At 74.2% G+C, this 20514-nt stretch carries 20 protein-coding genes; 7 read left to right on the forward strand and 13 right to left on the reverse strand.

All coding sequences use genetic code 11. The features are described 5' to 3' along the window. Positions 1 to 122 precede the first annotated feature (122 nt). Positions 123 to 461 (forward strand): DoxX family protein, encoded by a 339-nt coding sequence (locus ACFW6A_RS04485; protein WP_386638575.1) that lies wholly within the window; start codon positions 123 to 125, stop codon positions 459 to 461. Positions 462 to 527: 66 nt separating this feature from the next. On the opposite strand, the gene metG is transcribed toward ACFW6A_RS04485, so the two are convergent. Together metG and ACFW6A_RS04495 are read right to left on the reverse strand one after the other, a co-directional pair. Further along, entirely contained in the window at positions 528 to 2135 is a 1608-nt protein-coding gene (gene metG, locus ACFW6A_RS04490; RefSeq protein WP_351849869.1) for a methionine--tRNA ligase, read from the reverse strand. A 100-nt stretch (positions 2136 to 2235) separates the two neighbouring features. Further along, positions 2236 to 4260 carry a VWA domain-containing protein gene (locus tag ACFW6A_RS04495; protein WP_386638579.1) on the reverse strand — a complete coding sequence of 675 codons (2025 nt, stop codon included), beginning with the start codon at positions 4258 to 4260 and terminating at the stop codon, positions 2236 to 2238. Between the two features lie 237 nt (positions 4261 to 4497). Here ACFW6A_RS04495 and ACFW6A_RS04500 point away from each other — a divergent pair, with 237 nt between their 5' ends. After that, positions 4498 to 6573, forward strand: coding sequence for a PhoX family protein (locus ACFW6A_RS04500; protein ID WP_351849873.1), 2076 nt, complete (start codon positions 4498 to 4500; stop codon positions 6571 to 6573). 27 nt (positions 6574 to 6600) lie between these two features. Here the strand turns inward: ACFW6A_RS04500 and ACFW6A_RS04505 are convergent, their stop codons facing one another. The 7 genes from ACFW6A_RS04505 to ACFW6A_RS04535 form a co-directional block, all read right to left on the reverse strand. Then, positions 6601 to 7590, reverse strand: coding sequence for a hypothetical protein (locus ACFW6A_RS04505; protein ID WP_351849875.1), 990 nt, complete (start codon positions 7588 to 7590; stop codon positions 6601 to 6603). A gap of 61 nt (positions 7591 to 7651) precedes the next feature. Continuing rightward, the gene (locus ACFW6A_RS04510; RefSeq protein ID WP_351849877.1) at positions 7652 to 9124 is read right to left on the reverse strand and encodes an APC family permease; all 1473 of its coding nucleotides are present in this window, start codon (positions 9122 to 9124) and stop codon (positions 7652 to 7654) included. Between the two features lie 279 nt (positions 9125 to 9403). Further along, complete coding sequence (locus ACFW6A_RS04515) at positions 9404 to 11386, reverse strand: FUSC family protein (protein ID WP_351849878.1); 1983 nt, start codon at positions 11384 to 11386, stop codon at positions 9404 to 9406. 95 nt (positions 11387 to 11481) lie between these two features. After that, positions 11482 to 11718, reverse strand: coding sequence for a DUF2630 family protein (locus ACFW6A_RS04520; RefSeq protein WP_190223044.1), 237 nt, complete (start codon positions 11716 to 11718; stop codon positions 11482 to 11484). Between the two features lie 17 nt (positions 11719 to 11735). After that, positions 11736 to 12773 (reverse strand): endonuclease/exonuclease/phosphatase family protein, encoded by a 1038-nt coding sequence (locus tag ACFW6A_RS04525; RefSeq protein ID WP_351849882.1) that lies wholly within the window; start codon positions 12771 to 12773, stop codon positions 11736 to 11738. A 4-nt stretch (positions 12774 to 12777) separates the two neighbouring features. Further along, complete coding sequence (locus ACFW6A_RS04530) at positions 12778 to 13260, reverse strand: hypothetical protein (protein WP_351849884.1); 483 nt, start codon at positions 13258 to 13260, stop codon at positions 12778 to 12780. Position 13261: 1 nt separating this feature from the next. Next, the gene (locus ACFW6A_RS04535; protein WP_351849886.1) at positions 13262 to 13714 is read right to left on the reverse strand and encodes a hypothetical protein; all 453 of its coding nucleotides are present in this window, start codon (positions 13712 to 13714) and stop codon (positions 13262 to 13264) included. 154 nt (positions 13715 to 13868) lie between these two features. Here ACFW6A_RS04535 and ACFW6A_RS04540 point away from each other — a divergent pair, with 154 nt between their 5' ends. The 3 genes from ACFW6A_RS04540 to ACFW6A_RS04550 all read left to right on the forward strand — a co-directional run bounded on the left by ACFW6A_RS04540 (position 13869) and on the right by ACFW6A_RS04550 (position 16242). Next, the gene (locus ACFW6A_RS04540; protein WP_351849888.1) at positions 13869 to 14273 is read left to right on the forward strand and encodes a hypothetical protein; all 405 of its coding nucleotides are present in this window, start codon (positions 13869 to 13871) and stop codon (positions 14271 to 14273) included. Between the two features lie 131 nt (positions 14274 to 14404). Further along, positions 14405 to 15376 carry an ATP-binding cassette domain-containing protein gene (locus ACFW6A_RS04545; protein ID WP_351849890.1) on the forward strand — a complete coding sequence of 324 codons (972 nt, stop codon included), beginning with the start codon at positions 14405 to 14407 and terminating at the stop codon, positions 15374 to 15376. Next, positions 15373 to 16242, forward strand: a complete 870-nt coding sequence (locus ACFW6A_RS04550; RefSeq protein WP_386638586.1) for an ABC transporter permease — start codon at positions 15373 to 15375, stop codon at positions 16240 to 16242. The genes ACFW6A_RS04545 and ACFW6A_RS04550 overlap by 4 nt, the downstream gene beginning before the upstream one ends. Before the next feature lie 3 nt (positions 16243 to 16245). Here the strand turns inward: ACFW6A_RS04550 and ACFW6A_RS04555 are convergent, their stop codons facing one another. Then, entirely contained in the window at positions 16246 to 16617 is a 372-nt protein-coding gene (locus ACFW6A_RS04555; protein WP_386481379.1) for a GNAT family N-acetyltransferase, read from the reverse strand. A 168-nt stretch (positions 16618 to 16785) separates the two neighbouring features. On the opposite strand from ACFW6A_RS04555, the gene ACFW6A_RS04560 reads away from it, so the two are divergent. Next, the gene (locus tag ACFW6A_RS04560; protein ID WP_386481371.1) at positions 16786 to 17877 is read left to right on the forward strand and encodes a MerR family transcriptional regulator; all 1092 of its coding nucleotides are present in this window, start codon (positions 16786 to 16788) and stop codon (positions 17875 to 17877) included. A 134-nt stretch (positions 17878 to 18011) separates the two neighbouring features. On the opposite strand, the gene ACFW6A_RS04565 is transcribed toward ACFW6A_RS04560, so the two are convergent. Genes ACFW6A_RS04565 through ACFW6A_RS04575 form a run of 3 tightly spaced genes read right to left on the reverse strand, consistent with a single transcriptional unit; the run spans position 18012 to position 20208 of the window. After that, positions 18012 to 18440: a universal stress protein gene (locus tag ACFW6A_RS04565; RefSeq protein ID WP_351849894.1), complete on the reverse strand. Its 429-nt coding sequence runs from the start codon at positions 18438 to 18440 to the stop codon at positions 18012 to 18014. 52 nt (positions 18441 to 18492) lie between these two features. After that, positions 18493 to 19119 (reverse strand): FMN reductase, encoded by a 627-nt coding sequence (locus tag ACFW6A_RS04570; RefSeq protein ID WP_351849896.1) that lies wholly within the window; start codon positions 19117 to 19119, stop codon positions 18493 to 18495. Between the two features lie 3 nt (positions 19120 to 19122). Further along, positions 19123 to 20208 carry an LLM class flavin-dependent oxidoreductase gene (locus ACFW6A_RS04575; protein WP_351849954.1) on the reverse strand — a complete coding sequence of 362 codons (1086 nt, stop codon included), beginning with the start codon at positions 20206 to 20208 and terminating at the stop codon, positions 19123 to 19125. A 101-nt stretch (positions 20209 to 20309) separates the two neighbouring features. Here ACFW6A_RS04575 and ACFW6A_RS04580 point away from each other — a divergent pair, with 101 nt between their 5' ends. Further along, entirely contained in the window at positions 20310 to 20450 is a 141-nt protein-coding gene (locus ACFW6A_RS04580) for a DUF6126 family protein (RefSeq protein ID WP_351849897.1), read from the forward strand. Positions 20451 to 20514 lie beyond the last annotated feature (64 nt).

Here is a 20514-nt window from a genome sequence, read left to right on the forward strand (position 1 = left end):
CACCCGCACCCACACCGGCGCCGACGGCTGAGCCGGCCGCGCCGAGGCCGTCACACCGACGGGGCGGGCTCCGTCAGAGGGGTGTACGGCCCCTTTCGAGGGCCGCAGCCCGAGGAGTCACGATGACCACCACCGCCACCGTCGTCACCGCCGTCGCCGCGTTCATGGCCGGGTTCTCCGGGGCCGCCGTGCTGCTCCGCGCGGCGTTCGTCGTCGGGCCGCTGGCCGCGTACGGGGTGCCGCGGACGTGGTGGAACGGGCTGGGGCTGCTGAAGCTGGCCGGGGCGGCGGGGCTCGTCGTGGGGTTCTGGGTGCCGGTGATCGGGGTGCTGGCGGCGACCGGGGTGGTGCTGTACTTCGCGGGCGCGGTGATCACCGTCGTACGGGCGAAGGCGTACGGGCACGTGGCCTTCCCGCTGGTGTACATGGCGCCTGCCGCGGCCGCGCTCGCCCTGATGTGAGGACGGCGAAGGCCGCCGTCCCGGGTCGACACCGGGACGGCGGCCTTCACCGCGTACGCGCGGACGTCAGTCCTTCTTCGGGTCCTCCAGGCGCGGGAAGAGGACCGCGCCCTTCGTGACCGTCGCGCCGGCCGGGAGCCGGCCCCAGCGGGCCGCGTCCTGGACCCGCTGGTCGGCCAGGGCGCCCAGGGACGGCTCGGCGCCGAGGGAGTCCCACAGCTTCTGGGACGACTCCGGCATGACCGGGTTCAGCAGGACGGCGGCGGCGCGGAGGGACTCGGCGGCCGTGTACAGGATCGTCGCCAGGCGGGCGCGGCCCGCCTCCGACTCGTCCTTCGCGACCTTCCACGGCTCCTGCTCCGTGATGTAGCCGTTGACCTGCTTCACGAAGTCGAAGACCGCGAGGATGCCGGCCTGGAAGTCCAGCTCCTCGCCGATCTTGGCGTCGGCCGTCGCGACCGCCTTCGCCAGGCCCTCCTGGACCGCCTTCTCGGCGTCGCCGTCGGCCGCGGAGGCCGGCAGCTCGCCGCCGAAGTACTTGCCGACCATCGCCGCCACGCGGGAGGCGAGGTTGCCGTAGTCGTTGGCCAGCTCGGAGGTGTAGCGGGCGGAGAAGTCCTCCCACGAGAACGAGCCGTCCTGGCCGAAGGCGATGGCCCGCAGGAAGTACCAGCGGTACGCGTCCACGCCGAAGTGCGAGGTCAGGTCCTGCGGCTTGATGCCGGTCAGGTTCGACTTCGACATCTTCTCGCCGCCGACCATCAGCCAGCCGTTGGCCGCGACCCTGCCGGGGACCGGGAGGCCCTGCGCCATCAGCATCGCCGGCCAGATCACCGCGTGGAAGCGGAGGATGTCCTTGCCGATGAGGTGGACGTTCGCCGGGAAGGTCTCCTCGAACTTCTCCGGGTTCTCGTTGTAGCCGACCGCCGTCGCGTAGTTCAGGAGAGCGTCGATCCAGACATAGATCACGTGCTCCTTGTCCCACGGCACCGGGATGCCCCAGTCGAAGGTCGAGCGCGAGATGGAGAGGTCGTCCAGGCCCTGCTTCACGAAGTTCAGGACCTCGTTGCGGGCGGACTCCGGCTGGATGAAGCCCGGGTTCGCCTCGTAGAAGTCGAGCAGCTTCGGGCCGTACTCGCTCAGCTTGAAGAAGTAGTTCTCCTCCTTGAGGATCTCCACCGGCTTCTTGTGGACGGAGCAGAGCTTGGTGCCGTCCTCCGCCTCGATGAGGTCGCCCGGGAGCTTGAACTCCTCGCAGCCGACGCAGTACGGGCCCTCGTAGCCGCCCTTGTAGATCTCGCCCTTGTCGTACAGGTCCTGCACGAACTCCTGGACGCGGTCCGTGTGACGCTTCTGCGTGGTGCGGATGAAGTCGTCGTTCGCGATGTTCAGGTGCTCCCAGAGGGGCTTCCAGGCCTCCTCGACGAGCTTGTCGCACCAGGCCTGGGGCGTGACGTCGTTCGCCTCGGCCGTGCGCATGATCTTCTGACCGTGCTCGTCCGTGCCGGTGAGGTACCACACCTTCTCGCCGCGCTGACGGTGCCAGCGCGTGAGCACGTCGCCTGCGACGGTCGTGTAGGCGTGGCCCAGGTGAGGAGCGTCGTTGACGTAGTAAATGGGGGTCGTGACGTAGAACGCCTTCGCCCCCTGCTTCTCGGATCCAGTGGCCGCCATGGTCGAAATCCTAACGGGCCCGACAAGATCCACTCACATCGATAAGCAGGGGGCGGAGCGAGGGGTTCAGCGGGGGGCCGGCGGGGTGCCGGCCGGGTGCTCAGAGAGTCAGACCGGCGAGGACGCCCCGGTAGAACTCCGCGTGCGGGGTGCCGGCCGGCGCCGGGCCCGCGAAGTGGGTCGCCGTACGGTCCGCGGTGAGCTTCCGCAGGTAGTCGAAGGCCTTGCCGTCCTCCTCGCCCCAGGCCGTGAAGCGCCAGTGCACGGGGCGGCCGGCCGCCTCCGCCAGGGCCTGCGTCGCGGCGGTACGGGACTCGGGCGCGCCGTCCGTCTGGAAGATCACCAGCGCCGGGCGGGCCGGGTCCGCCTTCTCGTGGTGGGCCAGCACCTCCTCGACGGCACGGTGGTAGTTCGTCCGGCCGAGACGGCCGAGACCGGCGTTGACCTCGTCCACGCGGGTGGGGGTGAGGCCGGCGGGGGTCAGGTCGACGACCCCGTCGACGTCGGTCGAGAAGAACACGGTCGTCACCGTGGCGTCCTCGTCCAGGTGCGCCGCGAGCGCGACCGCCTGCTCGGCGAGACGCTGCACGGACCCGTCCTTGAAGTACCCGCGCATCGACCCGGACCGGTCCACGACCAGGTACACCCGCGCCCGGGCCCCGGCGAGCCCCGCCTCCCCCAGCACGCTTCCGGCGGCGTCGTACGCCTCCCGGAGGTGCGGCGGGAGGTCGACGCGGGCGCCGGCGGTGCCGCCGGCCGCGGCGGGGGCCGTCTCGGCGGCGGGGGCCTCCGCCTGCGCCTCCGTCTCCGCCTGCGCGGCGAGCGGCTCGGCCTCGGCGAGCGGCTCGGCCTCGGCGGGTGCCTCGGGCTCGGCAGGGGCCTGGGTTTCCGGCTGCGCCGCCGGGGCGGTGTCCGCGTCGGCGGCCGCCTCGGCCTCCGGCTGCGTCGGCTCGGCGACGGTGACCGGCTCGGCCTCGACCTCGGCGGGTGCCTCGGCCTCCGGCCGCGCCGCCGGGGCGGTGTCCGCGTCGGCTGCGGACGCCGCGTCCGCGTCGGCGGCCGCCTCGGGCGTCTCGGCCTCCTTGGCCACCTCCGGCTCCGCCACCGCGGAGGTGTCGGCGTCCGTGGCGGCATCCGCCGTCGTCTCCGCGTCGGCACCCGCCGTCACGTCCGCCGTCACGTCCGCCGTCGTGTCCGTCTCGGCGGCGATGGTCGACTCGGTGTCGGTGTCGGTGTCGGCCGCGGGCTCCGCCACCTCCGGGGCGGCGGGAGCGTCCGTCGCCTCGGCTTCCGGCTTCGCCTCCGGCTCGGTTGCCTCCGCGTCCGCCGCCTCGACGGTGTCGGCGTCCGTCGGCGTCACGTCGGCCGCTGCCTCCGGAGTGGCCGCCCCGGCTTCCGGCTCGGTGGCCGGGGTGGCCTCCGCGTCCGCCTCGTCCGCCGGGGCCGACTGCGCGTCGGCCTCCGGCTTCGCCTCCGCGTCGGCGCTCGGCACGGCCGTCGTGGCGATGGCCTCCGCGTCCGCCGTGTCCGCGGCCTCGGCGGCGGTCGCCGCCTCGGTGTCCGCGACGGCTTCCGCCTCTGCCTCCGGCTCGGCGGCCGGGACCGGGTCCGCGTTCGCCTCGCTTGTCGGGGCCGACGGTGCGTCGGCCTCCGGCTCAGCCTCCACGTCGGCGGCGGCGGGCGCCGGCTTCCCGGCCGTCACCTCCGCTTCCGGCTTCGGCTCCGCCTCCGGCTTTGCCTCCGCTTCCGGCTTCGGCTCCGCATCCACCCCGGCATCCGCCGACTCCACCGGCTTCACCGCGTCAGCCGACTGCGCCGCGTCCACGGACTCCGCCGTCTCCACCGGCTCCGCCTTGCGGGCCTTCGGGATCTGGGGGTTGTCGAAGGCGGCGGCCACCAGGTCGTCCGCCGCCTTGCGGGCCGCCGCCTCGGGGGCCTCGGCGGGCGCGGGGGCCTCGGCCACCTCGGCGGAGGCCGTGGGTTCGGGCTCGGTGGGCCGGGGCTCGGCGGGGGCGGGGGTGGTGTCCGGCGTGTGGGGGTCGCGGGACTGGGGAGGGACGGAGGGGGTCGCGGGATCTTCGCGGTCGCGGCCGAACACCTTGCGCAGCAAGCTCCGAATACCCATGGGCGAACCCTTTCGCATGAGTTGGATGCGGTATGCGTCCTTCATCCCTGGCCAGGGCGGACACGTAAGGTTAGCGGCCGCGTCTTCCGCTTCCCGGGACCCGGTCGGTCACGGTTGCCGCGCATTCATCGGGCGTTCATTCCGCCGCCGCCCCCGTGCAGATGTGCGCACATACCGTCACGGCCGAACGGATTCCCGACACCATGTCGGCGCAGTGCTGCGCCGGAGGAGGACCCAGTGCGCAAGCTGCTGCCGCTGATCGGCACGAACCCGCACGGAGGCGGTCGTTCCGCCCTCACCTGCCGGTTCCGGTGCGGTGACGCCTGCTTCCAGGAGGTGCCCAACACCAGCGACAACGAGTACGCGGGCGACGTCATCGCCGGGGCGCTGTCCCGCCGCTCCGCGCTCCGCGCCGCCGCCGTCGTGACCGTCGCCTCCGCCGCCGGCGGCTCGGTGGTGCTCGGCGGCGCGCCCGCCGCCGAGGCGCACCCAGGGCACGGACACGGACACGGGCACGGGCAGCCGGCCGCCGACGGGGCCCGCGGCCTCCGCTTCGCGCCCGTCGCGCCGAACACCGCCGACCAGGTCACCGTGCCGTCCGGGTACGGGCAGAACGTCGTCATCCGGTGGGGCGAGCCGATCCTCCGCGGCGCGCCCGCCTTCGACTCCGAGAACCAGACCGCCGAGGCGCAGGCCGGGCAGTTCGGGTACAACAACGACTTCCTCTCCCTGCTGCCGCTGCGCGGGGAGCGCGACCGCCAGGTGCTCGTCGCCAACCACGAGTACACCGACGAAGTGCTGATGTTCCGCGGCTACGACGCCGCGAACCCGACCCGCGAGCAGGTCGAGGTCGCCTGGGCCGCGCACGGCCTCTCCGTCGTGGTGGTGCAGGAGGAGCGGCGCAGCGGCAGGCTGACGCCGGTCCGGCGCCACCCGCTCAACCGGCGCCTGCACACCACCAGCGCGTTCGAGCTGACCGGACCGGCCGCCGGGTCCGCGCTCGTGCGGACCTCCGCCGACCCGGCCGGCCGCACCGTCCTCGGCACGCTCAACAACTGCGCCGGCGGCACCACCCCGTGGGGCACCACGCTCCACGGCGAGGAGAACTTCAACCAGTACTTCGCCAACGGCTCGTCCGCCACGGACAAGCGGTACGGCGTCGGCACCGGCGCCTCCGAGCGCAAGTGGGAGCGGTTCGACAAGCGCTTCGACCTCGCGCAGGAGCCGAACGAGGTGCACCGCTTCGGCTGGGTCGTCGAGCTCGACCCGTACGACCCGGAGTCCACGCCCCGCAAGCGCACCGCGCTCGGCCGCTTCAAGCACGAGGCCGCGCAGCCGCGCCTCACCGCCGACGGGCGTCCGGTCGTCTACATGGGAGACGACGAGCGGTTCGACTACTTCTACAAGTTCGTCTCGTCGAAGCGGATGATGAAGGGGGAGTCGCGCAAGGCGCGGGCCCACAACCTCACCCTGCTCGACGAGGGCACGCTGTACGTCGCCAAGCTGACCGGCGACTCCCCGGCCGCCGAGGTCGACGGCACCGGCAAGCTCCCGAACGACGGCGAGTTCGACGGTTCCGGCGTCTGGATCCCGCTGGCCACGGCCGGGCCCGAGGGCGCCGTCTCGCACGTGCCCGGGATGACCGCCGAGGAGGTCTTCGTCTTCACGCGCCTCGCCGGCGACAAGGCCGGCGCGACGAAGATGGACCGCCCCGAGGACGTCGAGCCGTCGCCGCGCACCGGCCGCGTCTACGTCGCCCTGACGAACAACAGCAACCGCGGCAAGGGCACCAACCCCGGCGCCGACGAGGCCAACCCGCGCAACCTCAACAAGCACGGGCAGGTCCTGGAGCTCGCCGAGCACTGGGACGACCCGTCCTCCGACGGCTTCGCCTGGCGCCTCTTCCTCGTCGCCGGCGACCCGGACGACCCGGCCACCTACTTCGCGGGCTACCCGAAGGACCGGGTCTCCCCGATCTCCTGCCCGGACAACGTGGCCTTCGACCCGCACGGCAACCTGTGGATCTCCACCGACGGCAACCAGCTCGGCTCGCACGACGGCCTCTTCGGCGTGGCCGTGCACGGCGAGCGCCGCGGTGAGCTGAAGCAGTTCCTCACCGTCCCCAGGGGCGCCGAGACCTGCGGCCCGGTCATCCAGGACCGCCGCGTCCTGGTCGCCGTGCAGCACCCGGGCGAGCTCGACGGCGCCTCCGTCGAGAACCCGGCCTCGGTCTGGCCCGACGGACCCGGCAAGATCGTCCGGCCGTCCGTCGTCGCGGTGTGGCGCACCGACGGCGGCGACATCGGCGTCTGACGCCCGCGCCCCGGGAGGGCCCGGCGGTCAGCCGGCCCCCAGGCCCTCCCGGAAGCGCGTGAACTGGTCCTCCGGGTCGCCCGTGTACGCCCACGGGACCCACGCCGCCCGCGTGCCCAGCAGCCCCATCAGCTCCCGCGCCAGCTCCACCTGGCCCGCGTAGCAGGCGGCGTGCGCGAGGAAGTTGAGGTCGCCGACCTCCTCCGGGGCGATCGGCCGCGCCGGGTCCCGCCCGCCGATCCAGCGGTCGTGGGTGCGCCGCAGCTCGGTCACCGCCAGCTCGTGCTTCCAGTGCTGGTCGAAGCCGCGCACCGGGCCGCGTCCCAGCGCCCCGTCCGCGATGTAGCGGTACTCCTCCACCCGCGCCACCTGCACCAGGACCGGCAGCGCGGAGCCGGGCGGGGCGACTCCTGCGGCGTCGCGGGCGAAGTCGTACATGGAGCCGTGGGTGCCGTGCCAGCGGGCCGAGAGGTAGCGGAGCACCTGCACGTGCCCCTCGGTGTTGTACGGGTCGCGGCGGCGCAGCTCGTCGAACCAGTACCGCAGTTCGCGGCGCGGTACGCCGCCCTCGTACAGCCGCGCCACCGACAGCAGCGAGACCCACGGCATCGGGTCGGCGGGCGCCGCGTCCGCCGCGTCGCGGCAGGCGTCCACGGCCGAGTCGATCCGGGAGCGGTCGACGGCCGCGCCCCGGCCGGCGGCGATGGCCGCGTCGAAGACCCGGACCACCTCGGTCGCGGCCCGCAGCACCGCCGCGTCCGCGCTGCGCGGTTCGGCGGCCCGCCAGGTCTCGACGGTGGAGCTGCCGGCGGCGGCGTGCGAGAGCAGCCGGACGCGGTGGGTGCGGCGGGCCCAGTCGTCGCCGGTGGCGGCGAGCAGGTCCCGCACGCCCTGCCAGCGGCCGATCACGATGTCGTGACGGGCCTCCGTCAGCGCGCGGTCACCGAAGTCCGGGTCGAAGTCGGGCGTGAACCGCTCCCCGCGGGACCGCCTGAGGGCGCGTCGGCGTACGCCCATGGGTGACCTCCTTCGGTCGTGCTCCGGTCGGTGCGTCGGTGCGTCGGTGGGACGCGGGGTGTCAGAAGTCCGTGGCGTAGCTCTTGTCCCGCAGGCGGGAGCCCGGGGCGTCCGGGGCCGCCTCTCCGGCGGCGGCGAGCGCGCGGCGGGCGTCCAGGCGGGCCGGGCGGTAGTAGTCGCTGCCCCTGCGCCAGTACACGGCCATCGGGACGAGGCCGGCGGCGAGGCCGCCGAGGCCGATGGCGAGGGCGGTGGTGGACAGCTCGCCGAGGGACTCGACGAAGGCCCACAGCATGAACGCGGAGCCGAGCAGCGGCCACACCCCGCCCAGCAGCAGGTTCCGCGCGGAGCGCAGCAGCAGGGACTTGTACGCGACGACGGCGGCGATGCCGGCCAGGCCGTAGTAGAACGCGATCTGGAGGCCGATCGCGGAGACCGCGTCCCGCAGGATCCGCTGGACGGAGCCCGCGGCGGCCGCGCCTGCGAAGAGGACGAGCGCGGCGGCGCCGACGGCGGCGACCGCGACCCACGGGGTGTTCCAGCGGCGGTGGACGAGGCCGAGGGCGGCCGGCAGTGTCCTGTCCCGGCCCATCGCGAAGAGCGAGCGGGTCACCTGGAGCAGGGTGGTCTCCAGGGTCGCGACCGTGGACAGGATCACGGCGACGACCAGCAGTTTCCCGCCGACGCCGGGCCAGATCTCCTCGCCGAGGACGGCGAGCACGTTGGGCCCGGCGGACAGGATCCGGTCGCCGGGCAGCAGCACGTTCACCGCGACGGTGAAGGCCACGAAGAGGAGGAAGACGAAGCCGACGCCGACCAGCGCGGCGAGCCCGGCGGTCCGCCGGCTGTTCCGGGTCTCCTCGCTGAGGTTGCTGGTGACGTCCCAGCCCCAGTAGTAGAACGCGGCGATCAGCGCGCCTGCGGCGAAGCCCTCGGGGCCGTGGAAGTGCCCGAGGCCGAACCAGGACCAGTCGAAGGCGACCGCCTGGCCCCGGTGCGCCACCGCCGCCAGCACGAAGGCCAGCAGGATCGCCATCTCGACGCCGGACATGAGGAGTTGGGCCCGTACGGTGAGCCGGGCGCCGCCCAGGACGACGCCGAGCATCAGCAGGAACCAGCAGGCGCCGACGGCGGTGGCCAGCGGGGTGGAGGCGGCGAGGTCCGGGTCGATCAGGGTGAGGGTGAGCGACCCGGCCGGCAGCGAGCCCGCCACCATGAACACGGTGGCGGCGAAGACCAGCGCCCAGCCGGACAGGAAGCCCAGGAAGGGGTGGAGGGTCCGGCCCACCCACGAGTAGCCGGCGCCCGCGTTGACGTCGATCCGGCCGAGCCGGGCGTAGGCGAGGACGATGCCGAACATCGGTATCGCGCAGTAGAGCAGCGCGGCCGGCCCGGCCAGTCCGACCGCCCCGAAGAGCACGGCGGTGGTGGCGGCCAGCGAGTAGGCGGGGGCGCTGCCGGCGACGGCCATCACGATCGTGTCGAAGGTGCCGAGGACATTGGGCTGGAGCCCTCTGCTGGTGGTCGTGCGCATGACGGTGTCCTCGGAGTCCTGGGAGCGGGTGTGGGGGGTTCCGGACGACGGGGGGTGGGACGGGTGGGGCGGGACGGGCGGGCAGGGTGAAGTGGCCCGGTCGGCGAGCCGGTTGGCGGCCTGGACGGTCGCGGGCACGGGCGCGGGCGCGGATCACGGCGGGGCGGTCGAGCGCATCGTAGTCGTCCCGGTGGGATCCGGTAACGGTGGCAGGAGGGTTCCGTTCCGTGACCGCCGGTAAGTGCTCCTTCCTGCCCCCCGTACCGTCCCGGAAGGGGTTTATCGCAGCTCGGGCCCGGCGATGGAGCGGGCCGCGCGCACCTCCTGGCGGACCGGCGCGAGGACGCCCTCGTCGTCGCCGGGCAGTTCCGTGCGGACCGCGAACAGGGTGTCGGTGCCGCGCAGTCCCTCGGCGAGTTCGCGCAGCTCCCGCGCCACGGCCGTCACCTCCGCCGGGTCCGGCGGCGGGGCGCCGTGCGCGACGCGGATGCGGGCGGCGGTCGTGGCGTCCACGATCCGCTCGACGGCGATGGCCAGCGGCCACCAGGCGGCGGCCCGGGTGCCGGTCGGCGGCGGTTCGGTGAGGGCCCGCTGGAACTCGGAGCGGACCGCCGACAGGTCCCGGTACAGCTTGCGGCGGGCCCGCAGCCGGCCCGCGTCTGCAGGGTCGCCGAAGGCGCGGTCCACGTAGGCCGCGGTGTCCGCGACCGCGTCGGCCAGCCGGTCGCCGATCCGGCTGTGCCAGGACTCCGGCCACAGCAGGTAGCCGGCGACCAGCGCGATGGCGCAGCCGATGAGGGAGTCGTACAGGCGGGGCAGGACGAGGTCGAAGCCCTGGCGGTTGAGGGCGTCGGAGAGCAGCAGGATGACGGGGGTGATGGCCGCGGTCTGGAAGGCGTAGCCCTTCGCCGAGAAGGCCGGGATGAGCGCGGCGAGCACCATCATCACGGGCACGTCCCACCAGCCCCGGGGCACTTCGGCGAGGACCAGCGCGGCGGAGACGAGCCCCAGGCAGGTGCCGACGGCGCGCAGCACGGCGCGGGAGAAGACCGAGCCGAAGTCCGGCTTCATCACGAAGGTGACGGTGAGCGCCACCCAGTAGGAGCGGGGCACGGGGATCAGCGAGACCAGGGCCTGCGCGAGGCCGATGCAGAGCGCCAGGCGCAGCCCGTACCGCCACGACGGCGCGGAGAGCAGCATCGTGCGGGCGGCGCGGCGGGCGCGGACGGAGAGCGGGGCGGGGCGGCCGAGGTAGTCGTCCGCGTGGGGGCGCCCCCCGGCCGAAGACCTCGTGGAGGGGCCGGGCTCGGCCTCGTGGACGACGGTGGCGGCGTGCCGCAGGGCGTGTTCGACGGCCTTCTCGGAGGGGAGGGCGGACGGCGGGAGGTCGAGGGCGGGACGCTCCTCCGTCCGCCCGGTCTCGACCGCGTCCGCGAGGTCCCGGACGGCGGCGGCCACGGCCGGGGGCGGCGGCCCGTGGCGCCGGGCCCGCAGGTCGGCGGCGGGGGCCGCCTCCAGCAGCGGGACCAGCACGTTGAGCTGGGCGACGAGCCGGGCCGAGGTGGAGGTGCGGCCGTGCTGGCGGGCGCGGCGGGCCAGGAGCAGGTCGTAGGACTGGTTGAGCGAGGCGGTCACCGCGTGCCGCTTCTCCTGGTACGTGTCCGAGCCCGCCGCCTCGTACAGCTCGGCGACCGTGCGGTAGGTGGCGGCGACCGCGGCCCGTTCCGGCGCGACCCGGCGCAGCGGCCAGCCGAGGAGCGTCAGGGCGAGGACCACGAGGCCGCCCAGGCCCAGCAGCACCGGCGCCTTCCACCACGGGTCCGGCATCGGCAGGCCCGCGCCGACGACGGCGTTGAGGAGCAGGAGGAGGCCGGAGGCGGAGGCGACCGCGCCGATCGAGGAGATCATCCCGGAGACGAGCGCGACGAGCGTCAGCGTCGCCACGGCGAGCCAGCCGTGGCCGAAGACGAGGGTGCCGAGCGTGACGCCGAGCGCGCCGAAGAGCTGCGGGACGGCGATGTTGAAGATCCTCATCCGGTACGCGTCGGCGGTGTCGCCGATGACGCCGGAGAGGGCGCCCATGGAGACGAGCGCGCCCTCGGCGGGGCGGTCCAGGGCGAGGCCGGCCGCGAGGGGCAGCGACAGGGCGAGGGACGCGCGGACGACGGCGGCCCACGGGACGGGCGCGGGTGCGGGCCGGAGCCCCGCGGTCAGCCACGCGGGAGGAGCAAGCCGACCGTTCCCGCCACGTCCACGAGCCATGTCCCCCAACTTACGCGGCCGTCCGCCGCCGGTCCCGGCGGCGGGCGCGGGGCGGTGGCGGTCCGGGGGCCGGCGGTCGGCCGGTGGCGGCGGGGTCAGTTGCGGTAGGACTCGACCTCGGCGGCCGGGCGGAGGGCCGCGGTGTCGGGGTCCTCGCCGAACTCGGACTTGGCCCGGCGCTGCCGCAGCAGGTCCCAGCACTGGTCGAGGCGGACCTCCAGCTCCGCGAGGCGCTCGCGCTCCTCGGGGAGGAGGCCGCCGGTGCGGCGGCGCAGTGCGCGCTCCTCCTCCACGAGCGTGCCGATGTCATCGAGGATCTGCTCGTTGTCCATGCTCCCAGCGTCGCCGATCAGCGCCCGTCGTGCAGGTCGAGGTCGACCAGGACGGCCCGGTGGTCGCTGCCGGGGACCGGGAGGAAGCGGGTGGCGACGGCGGTGAGGTCCGGGGTGGTGAGGACGTGGTCGATCTGGACGTACGGCGGCAGCGGGCCCTCGGCCGGCCAGGTCGGGGTGCGGGACGAGCCGGTGGTGCGGGCCGCGTCGAGGAGGAGCCGGCCGGAGGAGAAGGCCCGGAAGGCGGCGTGGTCCTGGGAGGCGTTGAAGTCGCCGGCCAGGAGCAGGGTCTCGCGGGCGGGCCGGGCGTCGACCGCCGCCCGCAGCCGGGCCAGCTCGCTCTTCCAGAGCCCCACCTGGCCGGGGAGGGGCGGCAGTGGGTGCGCGAGCTGGAGCCGTACCGGCCGGCCGGCGATCTCCGCGGTCGCGCCCGGCATCCCCATGGCGGCGGGCACGGCGGACCGGTCGCGCAGCGGGTAGGCGCTGAGGATCACCGACCCCGACGAGCCCTCCGCGTCGACCGACACCCGGTGCGGCAGCCGCCCGGACAGCGCGGCGGAGAGGGCCCGCCCGCAGGCCGGGTCGCACTCGGAGACGTACAGGAGCTGGGGTCTCTCCCGCAGCGCGAGGTCGATGAGGGAGCCGGTGCCCTGCCCGAACTCGACGTTCGAGGCGATGACCCGGATCCGGGCCACCGGCGCGCCGTGGACGACGGCGGCCGAGGGGGTGTGCGGCAGCGACGCCCACGCGGTGCCGAGCAGGACGAGCACCGCGAGGAAGGCGAGGACCCGGCGCCGGGCGGCGGCCGCAAGGAGCAGGCCGAGCCCGGCGGGGACGGTCAGCCAGGGCAGGAAGGAGAGGAGCTGGGGGAAGGGCGTGACGCCGTCGGCGTCCAGCGCCCGGCAGCCGGCGACGGCCGCCGGGACGACCAGGAGCGCCCCGCCGGCCCACGCGGCCGCGCGGGCCGGGGGCCGGGGCCGCACGGGCGCGGGCGGGGTCGGGGCGGTCGCCGTGTCCGGGGCGTCGTCGGTCGCGGCGGCGGGTGCTCGGTCCACCCCCTCAGTGTCGCAGGGCCCGCGCGATCTCCGCGGTCGTCCCGCCCTCCAGGGTCCGATTGCTGCGCGCCGTACCGGACTTGGAGGCTCCGGCGGGGACGGAGTCGATGGTCAGGACGACGGTGTCGAGGAGGTTCCCGCCGTCGTCCCGGAAGACGACCATGACCGTGTAGTCGGCGGGCGAGGCCTCGGGGTTGGCCGCCGTGACCGTGGCGACCGTGCGGTCCCCGTCGGCGGAGGCCGCGCCGGCGGTCACCTCGTCGGTCGCGTTCGCGCCGTCCTTGATCTCGTCCATCTTCTGCTGCGCGGCCGAGGCGACGGCGGCGGTCGCCGAGGAGACGAGGTCCCCCGCGGCCTCCTTCGCCGCGTCGCAGCCGGTCGCCGCGCCGGTGGCGGCGAGGGCGAGCAGCACGGCCCCGGCGGTGCGCCGGAGCCGTGCGCGGGGCCGGGTGCCGGGGCGCGCCCGGCGGCCGGGGCGTGGGGCCACGTCAGAGCCGTTCGCCCGGGCCGTACGCGTCGTCCGTGGCCAGCGCCCAGATCACGAAGACCGAGATGGCCATCGAGAAGAGCGCCCACCACGGCTGGTACGGCAGGAAGAGGAACTGGGCCAGGAGGTTGAGGGACGCCAGGCAGATGCCGGCGACCCGGCCCCACTCGGCGCCCTTGAGGATCCCGAAACCGGCGATCGCGACGAGGATGCCGATGATCAGGTGGATCCAGCCCCAGGTGGTGAGGTCGAACTTGAAGACGTAGTCGCCGACGCGGGTGTAGACGTCGTCCTCGGCGATCCCGGCGATGCCCTGGAAGACGTCCATGATGCCGGTGACCAGCATGAGGACACCGGCGAAGAGGGTCCCGCCGGAGGCCCAGGCCTCCGAGGTGGCCGACCTGTGCGGTCGGGGGGCGGCGTCGGGACGCGGGGGCGTGCTGTTCTGGCTCATGGCCCCATCGTGGGATCAACCGTACGATTCCGGCCTTCTGGCTGCGCCGAACGGGTGAGGTCGCCGCCCGCCGCTGATCCACTTGCGGGGCGCCCCCGGCGGGTGTGCCCTGGAGGGTGCAGCAGCAGGGGGGCGACCCGAAGGAGCTCCTGCCATGGCCGCACACGCAGCCGTACCCGCCCGGCGCGCGCCGGAGACGCACGGCGCCGTCCTGCCCGTCCTGATCGGCGTCCTCTACGGCCTCTACGCCGCGACCGTCTCGCGGCACGGCGGGGCGCTCACCTGGGGCCAGCTCTGGCTCGGCCTCGTCTCCGCGCTCCTCCTCGCCGGCGGCGTGTGGGCGCTGCGCACCCACGGGCACGTGCTGCCGCGCGAGCTGCGCGCCGTGGCCTGGGGCGCGCTCGCGGGCGGCGCGACCGGCTTCCTCTACAGCCTCTCCGGCGCGAGCGTGCTCTCGGCGAGCATGATCGGGCTGCTGATGGGGATCGGCGTGGGAGCGGGCGCGTTCTACCTCTTCTACACGCACGAGGACGCGGCCGGCCGCCCCGCGCCGTACTGAGCGGTCCCGCCCTCCGCGTCCGCGCGGCGCCGGTCCCGGCCGGCCTCCGCCCCCCGCCGGGCTGCGTCGCCGGCCGGCCCGCAGGAGACTGGAGGGGTGTCCGCCGGACGGCCGGAGGAGGAGGCACCGGGATGAGCGACGGCTTCGCCGTGGAGACCGAGGGGCTCGTGAAGGCCTTCGGGGGAAACCGGGCCGTCGACGGCGTCGACCTGCGCGTGCCGGCCGGCACCGTCTACGGACTGCTCGGGCCCAACGGCGCCGGCAAGACCACCGCCGTGAAGATGCTCGCCACCCTGCTCCGCCCGGACGGGGGCAGCGCCCGGGTGTTCGGCCACGACGTCGTCGCGGAGGCCGACACCGTACGCGGCAGGGTCAGCCTCACCGGGCAGTACGCCTCCGTCGACGAGGACCTCACCGGCACCGAGAACCTCGTCCTCCTCGCCCGCCTCCTCGGCCACGGCCGCCCCGCGGCCCGGGACCGGGCCGCGCAGCTGCTCGGCGCCTTCGGCCTCGCGGAGGCCGCCGGCCGGCAGGTCAAGAACTACTCGGGCGGCATGCGGCGCCGCATCGACATCGCCGCGTCCATCCTCAACACCCCCGACCTGCTCTTCCTCGACGAGCCGACCACCGGCCTCGACCCCCGCAGCCGCAACCAGGTCTGGGACATCGTGCGGGCCGTCGTCGACCAGGGCACGACCGTCCTGCTCACCACCCAGTACCTCGACGAGGCCGACCAGCTCGCCTCCCGGATCGCCGTCATCGACCACGGCAGGGTGATCGCGGAGGGCACCAAGGGCGAGCTGAAGGCGTCGGTGGGCGCGGGCTCCGTGCACGTGCGCCTCCGGGACCCGCAGCAGCGGACGGAGGCCGGACGGGTGCTCACGGCGGCCCTGCACTCCGAGGTCCAGTTCGACCCCGACCCGGTCGCGCTCACCGCCACCGTCAACGGCCACGGCACCGAACTCGGCGCCGCCGAACAGGCCGCCCGCGCGCTGGCCGAGCTGGCCCGCGCCGGGATCACCGTCGACGACTTCGCCCTCGGCCAGCCGAGCCTGGACGAGGTCTTCCTCGCCCTCACCGACCGGAAGGGACCGGCCGCATGAGCTCCGCCACGTCCACCGACACCGACACCGGTACGGCGACGGGTGCGGACCTCGCCGCGCCCCGCTCCGACGAGCTCGCCGCCCTGCTCGTCGGGCAGAGCCGCCCGCCCCGCCCCGGCGCGCTCTCCGCGTCGCTCACCTTCGGCTGGCGGGCGATGCTGAAGATCAAGCACGTGCCGGAGCAGCTGTTCGACGTGACGGCGTTCCCGATCATGATGGTGCTGATGTACACGTACCTCTTCGGGGGCGCGCTGGCCGGCTCGGTCTCGGCGTACATCCAGTTCCTGCTGCCCGGCATCCTCGTGATGTCGGTCGTGATGATCACGATGTACACCGGGGTCTCGGTCAACACCGACATCGAGAAGGGCGTCTTCGACCGCTTCCGCACCCTGCCGATCTGGCGGCCGGCGCCGATGGTCGGCTATCTCCTCGGCGACGTCGTGCGCTATCTGATCGCCTCCGCCGTGATGCTGACGGTCGGCCTCGTCATCGGCTACCGCCCCGACGGCGGGATCGCGGGCGTGCTGCTCGGGGTGGCGCTGCTGCTGGTCTTCTCGTTCTCGTTCTCGTGGATCTGGACCATGTTCGGCCTGCTGCTGCGCAGCGAGAAGTCCGTCATGGGCGTCAGCATGATGGTGATCTTCCCGCTGACCTTCCTCTCCAACGTCTTCGTCGACCCGAAGACCATGCCGGGCTGGCTCCAGGCCTTCGTGAACAACAGTCCGGTGACCCATCTGGCGACGGCGGTGCGGGAGTTGATGGCCGGCGAGTGGCCCGCCGCGGACATCGCCTGGTCGCTCGGCTGGTCGGTGCTCTTCGTGGCCGTCTTCGGCGCGGTGACGATGCGGCTGTACAACCGCAAGTGAGGCTCAGCGGTCCCGGGGCGTCGTCTGCTGGACCGCCCAGCGGTTGCCGTCCGGGTCCGCGAAGTACACGAACGACCCCCACGGCAGGTCGTCGATCTCCCCCACCTCGACGCCGCGCGCGGTGAGTTCGGCGTGGGCGCGCTCGATGTCCTCGACGACGACCTGCATGTTGTCCAGGGAGCCCGGGGCCATCCGGGTGATCCCCTCCCCGAAGGCGATCGAACAGGCCGAGCCGGGCGGGGTCATCTGCACGAAGCGGATCCCGTCGCCGACGGTCACGTCGTGGTCCGCGTGGAACCCGACGCGCTCGTAGAAGGCCTTGGCCCGGTCGACGTCCGTGACGGGCACGCCGACGAGTTCGAGCCTGATGTCCATGGCGCCGGGGGTGCCGGTGCCGGCGGTGTCTTCGTTGCCCGTGGTGTCCATGGGAGCATCGTCCGCCGACGGAGCCGGAGCCGCCCGTTGACCTTCCCCCGGCGGGAAGGCCCAGCATCGGCGGGGCCGGGCAAGGGGCCCGGTCCGGGGAAGGGGCGTGGACGGACCGTGGAACTCACCATCGGTGACTTCGCCCGTGCCACCGGGCTCTCCGCGAAGGCGCTGCGCCGCTACGACGACCTCGGCCTGCTGCGGCCCGACCGCGTCGACCCGTACAGCGGCTACCGCTACTACGCGGACGCGCAGACGGACCGGGCCCGGCTGATCGCCTGGCTGCGGCGGATCGGCATGCCGCTCGCCGACGTGGGACGGGTCTGCGCGCTGCACGAGCGGGACCCGGGGGAGGCGGCGCGGGCGATCCGCGCGTACTGGGCCTCCGTCGAGGCGGAGACCGCGGCGCGGCGGGGCCTCGCGGCCTCCCTGGCGGAGCGTGTGGAAGGAAACGGGAACGACATGACGGACGGACCTTCGTACGTACTGGCCGGCACCGCCCTGCTCGACCGGGGGCTCGTCCGCGAGCTCCAGCAGGACGCGGTCCACCTGGCGCCGCGGCTCCTCGTGGTCGCGGACGGGTACGGCCCCGAGGGCGAACGGGCCGCGCGGGCGGCCGTCGAGGCGGTCGCGGCGGTGGCCGGGGAGGCTGCGGCGGCGACGCCTCCCGGGCGGGGGCCGTCGCCGCGGCGCGCCGGGGACGGGCTGAACGCGCTGGAGGAGGCGTTCCGCGCGGCGGGCGCGGCGGTCGCGGGCCTCGACGGTTCCGGTACGACCCTGACCGCGGCCCTGCTCGCGGGGACCCGGCTCGTCGTCGCGCACGTCGGCGACGCGCGGGCCCACCTGCTGCGCGACGGGCGACTGCGGCAGCTGACCCGCGACGACACGGTGGTGCAGGCGCTCGTCGACGCGGGGGAGCTGGGGCCGCGGGAGGCGGCGGCGCGGCCCGACCGGGCGCTGCTGCTCAAGGCGCTCGACGGCGGCGGGGCGGTCCCGGAACCGTCGCTGACGGTGCACGAGCTGAGCCCGGGGGACCGCGTCCTGCTCTGCACGGACGGGCTCTCCGCGGTCGTGCCCCCGACGGAGACGGCCCCCGCGCTGGCCGCCGGAACGCCGGAGGAGGCCGCGGAGGCCCTGCTGGCCCTGGCCCGCGCCCAGGGCGCTCCCGACAACCTCGCCCTGGCGGTGGGCGACCTGACCGTCACCTGACCCGGACGCGGGGCGGCCGGTCCGGGGGCGGGTCCGGCCGGGCCCTGGGGTGGGTCCGGCCGGGTGTCGGGTGCGAGACCGGGACGGGTCCGGTCGGATGTCGGCCGGGTGCCGGGGCCGGGTCCGGGTGGGGGTCAGGTGCCTCGGACGACCACGACGGGGCAGGGGGCGTGCTGGGTGACGTTGGAGGAGACGGAGCCGAGGACGGCGGCCTTGAAGCCGCTGTAGCCGCGGTCGCCCACCACCAGCAGTTCCGCCCCCTTCGCCTGGTCGACCAGGGCCTGCGCCGCGTTCCCGCCCACGACCGTCCGGGTGACGCCGGCCGCCTCGTCGGGCGTGAGCGCCTGCTCCAGGGACTGGTCGAGGATCTGCTTCGCGAGCCGCTCGGGGTCGAACTCCGGCGGGACGCCCGGCATCAGCGTCGCCCAGGACGCCGGGTACTCCCAGCCGATCACCGCGTGGAGCGCGTCCCCGGTGAGGGCGGCCTGCCGGGCCGCCCACTTCAGCGCCTTCAGGGACGGTTCCGAGCCGTCCACGCCCACCACGATCCTGCCGCCGGCCATCGCCGACCTCCGTCCGTCGTCGGGATACTCCCACCCCAACCTAACAAAACGGTCAGTCGAGCCTCAGATCGGCCAACTGCTTCTCGAACGGGACGACCTCCTCCTCGTCGTCGCCGCCCCGGCGCTCCGCCGCGGCCACCAGCTCCGCGAACTCCTGGCCCGCCCGGGTGATCCGGGCCGGCAGGCCCTCGGTGTACGCGTCGCCGCCCGTGCCCCAGTCCTCCGAGGCCGCGTAGACGGCGGTGGAGGCGGTCCGGGCCCGCAGGTAGGCGAAGAGGGGGCGCAGCGCGTGGTCGATGACCAGGGAGTGGCGGGCGGTGCCGCCAGTCGCGCCGAGGAGGACCGGCGTACCGGTGAGGGCCGCCGGGTCGATCAGGTCGAAGAAGGACTTGAACAGGCCGCTGTAGGAGGCGGTGAAGACGGGCGTCACCGCGATGACGCCGTCCGCGCCGGTCACCGCGTCGATCGCGCCCTGGAGCGCCTCCGAAGGGAAGCCGGTGACGAGGTTCTTCGCGATGTCGACCGCGAGGTCCCGGAGTTCGACGACCTCGACGTCGACCGCGTACTCCTGCTCGGCGAGCCGGTAGCGGGCGGCCTGGGCCAGGCGGTCGGCGAGCAGGCGCGTGGAGGAGGGGCTGCTCAGGCCGGCGGAGACGGCGACGAGCTTGAGGGTCCGCATGGTTCACGCCTCCTTGGCGGTGACGGCGGTGACGGCCGGGTGGAGCGGGGCGGTGGCCGGGACGCCGGCCGGGCGGAGGTTCGCGAACTCCTTGCGGAGGACGGGGACGACCTCCTCGCCGAGGATGTCGAGCTGTTCCAGGACCGTCTTGAGCGGCAGTCCGGCGTGGTCGACGAGGAAGAGCTGGCGCTGGTAGTCGCCGACGTACTCGCGGAAGGACAGGGTGCGCTCGATGACCTCCTGCGGGGAGCCGACGGTCAGCGGGGTCTGGCTGCTGAACTCCTCCAGGGAGGGGCCGTGGCCGTAGACCGGCGCGTTGTCGAAGTACGGGCGGAACTCCCGCACCGCGTCCTGCGAGTTCTTCCGCACGAAGACCTGGCCGCCGAGGCCGACGATCGCCTGCTCCTCGGTGCCGTGGCCGTAGTGCGCGTACCGCTGGCGGTAGAGCCGGACCATCTTCTCGGTGTGCTGCTTGGGCCAGAAGATGTGGTTGGCGAAGAAGCCGTCGCCGTAGTACGCGGCCTGCTCGGCGATCTCCGGGGAGCGGATGGAGCCGTGCCAGACGAACGGCGGGACGCCGTCGAGCGGGCGCGGGGTGGACGTGAAGCCCTGGAGCGCGCTGCGGAACTTGCCCTCCCAGTCGACCACGTCCTCCCTCCACAGCTTGTGGAGGAGCGCGTAGTTCTCGATGGCGAGCGGGATGCCCTGGCGGATGTCCTGGCCGAACCACGGGTAGACCGGGCCGGTGTTGCCGCGGCCCATCATCAGGTCGACGCGGCCGTCGGCGAGGTGCTGGAGGGTCGCGTAGTCCTCGGCGATCTTCACCGGGTCGTTGGTGGTGATGAGGGTCGTGGACGTGGAGAGGATCAGGTTCTCCGTGCGGGCGGCGATGTGCCCGAGGAGGGTGGTGGGGGAGGAGGGGACGAACGGCGGGTTGTGGTGCTCGCCGGTCGCGAAGACGTCGAGCCCGACCTCCTCGGCCTTGAGCGCGATGGCGACCGTGTTCTTGATGCGCTCGTGCTCGGTGGGGGTGCGGCCGGTCGTGGGGTCGGTCGTCACGTCGCCGACGGTGAAGATCCCGAACTGCATCGTGGTCACCTCTCGCGTTCCGTTGTGTTAGTTGAAGCTTAAACCATCCGCTCCAACGGTGCCACCCACCCGGCTATTCCCCGGCCCGTACCCTGGACGGCATGACGGAGAAGACGCACGACAACGAGAGCTGGAAGGAGCGGGGCGTGATGCTCCGCGTCTTCGTCTACGTCTTCGCCACGCACGCCTTCGCCGGCTTCGTCTGGCTCCTCTTCTACGTCGGCCAGAACGCCCCGAAGTGAGCACCGCCCCGCGCCGGAGCGAGAGGACCGCCCTCCCGCCCGCCGCGGTGTGAGGCAGCGCACC

This window comes from Streptomyces sp. NPDC058758, assembly GCF_042746075.1.
Lineage (GTDB): Bacteria > Actinomycetota > Actinomycetes > Streptomycetales > Streptomycetaceae > Streptomyces.

Bases quoted from the DNA above. Each gene is read 5' to 3' on its own strand.
- ACFW6A_RS04485 (WP_386638575.1), top strand. From the start codon at position 123: ATGACCACCACCGCCACCGTCGTCACCGCCGTCGCCGCGTTCATGGCC.
- metG (WP_351849869.1), bottom strand. From the start codon at position 2,135: ATGGCGGCCACTGGATCCGAGAAGCAGGGGGCGAAGGCGTTCTACGTC.
- ACFW6A_RS04495 (WP_386638579.1), bottom strand. From the start codon at position 4,260: ATGGGTATTCGGAGCTTGCTGCGCAAGGTGTTCGGCCGCGACCGCGAA.
- ACFW6A_RS04505 (WP_351849875.1), bottom strand. From the start codon at position 7,590: ATGGGCGTACGCCGACGCGCCCTCAGGCGGTCCCGCGGGGAGCGGTTC.
- ACFW6A_RS04510 (WP_351849877.1), bottom strand. From the start codon at position 9,124: ATGCGCACGACCACCAGCAGAGGGCTCCAGCCCAATGTCCTCGGCACC.
- ACFW6A_RS04515 (WP_351849878.1), bottom strand. From the start codon at position 11,386: ATGGCTCGTGGACGTGGCGGGAACGGTCGGCTTGCTCCTCCCGCGTGG.
- ACFW6A_RS04520 (WP_190223044.1), bottom strand. From the start codon at position 11,718: ATGGACAACGAGCAGATCCTCGATGACATCGGCACGCTCGTGGAGGAG.
- ACFW6A_RS04535 (WP_351849886.1), bottom strand. From the start codon at position 13,714: ATGAGCCAGAACAGCACGCCCCCGCGTCCCGACGCCGCCCCCCGACCG.
- ACFW6A_RS04540 (WP_351849888.1), top strand. From the start codon at position 13,869: ATGGCCGCACACGCAGCCGTACCCGCCCGGCGCGCGCCGGAGACGCAC.
- ACFW6A_RS04545 (WP_351849890.1), top strand. From the start codon at position 14,405: ATGAGCGACGGCTTCGCCGTGGAGACCGAGGGGCTCGTGAAGGCCTTC.
- ACFW6A_RS04550 (WP_386638586.1), top strand. From the start codon at position 15,373: ATGAGCTCCGCCACGTCCACCGACACCGACACCGGTACGGCGACGGGT.
- ACFW6A_RS04555 (WP_386481379.1), bottom strand. From the start codon at position 16,617: ATGGACATCAGGCTCGAACTCGTCGGCGTGCCCGTCACGGACGTCGAC.
- ACFW6A_RS04565 (WP_351849894.1), bottom strand. From the start codon at position 18,440: ATGGCCGGCGGCAGGATCGTGGTGGGCGTGGACGGCTCGGAACCGTCC.
- ACFW6A_RS04570 (WP_351849896.1), bottom strand. From the start codon at position 19,119: ATGCGGACCCTCAAGCTCGTCGCCGTCTCCGCCGGCCTGAGCAGCCCC.
- ACFW6A_RS04575 (WP_351849954.1), bottom strand. From the start codon at position 20,208: ATGCAGTTCGGGATCTTCACCGTCGGCGACGTGACGACCGACCCCACG.
- ACFW6A_RS04580 (WP_351849897.1), top strand. From the start codon at position 20,310: ATGACGGAGAAGACGCACGACAACGAGAGCTGGAAGGAGCGGGGCGTG.